Genomic DNA, 518 nt, shown 5'->3' on the forward strand with positions numbered 1-518 from the left:
CAGCTCTGTATCGGCAGAAGAGTCATAAACATTACCGTTACGTCTACGGTAGATTGTAGCACCTGATGTGCTCATAAGACGAAGGTATGTGTCCAAAAACTTGATGTTCTTGGTTATTGCGTTTGGAGCCAGAGTCTTAGACTCAATGGTATTCCAAGTCCAACCTTGTGATTGAACTTCTCGATTAGCATTACGGAGGCAACGAATAGCATTCGCTACGTCAGCGTTATCATCTGCACCATCAATCTCTGTAATGGCGATTTCACCAATACAAGACAAGATGTCATTGATAGCCTCTAGTTCTGCGTCGGACTGGATAAATGCGTTATTCGCCATTTACTGTTGCCTCCTGAACGAGATTTAAAAAAAACCCTACCCTCGGTTAAAAGGATAGGGTTAGAGTTACTTCTTAGCAGAGCGTTTAGTTACAGTTAAGTTGGTTGTTCCTGTCAGAGTGCTACCAGTAGAATCGGTAACAGTCCAAGTCAGGGCACCAGCTTTCAGGTCAGGATTGGATA

General features: G+C 43.4%; 1 protein-coding gene. It reads right to left on the bottom strand.

All coding sequences use genetic code 11. The annotated features are described in order from the left end of the window. A partial coding sequence (locus tag N1032_RS27900) for a hypothetical protein (RefSeq protein ID WP_259543992.1) occupies window positions 1–336 on the bottom strand: 336 nt, incomplete at its 3' end. Between the last annotated feature and the right edge of the window lie 182 nt (window positions 337–518).

The organism is Herbiconiux daphne (assembly GCF_024979295.1).
Taxonomy (GTDB): domain Bacteria; phylum Actinomycetota; class Actinomycetes; order Actinomycetales; family Microbacteriaceae; genus Herbiconiux; species Herbiconiux daphnes.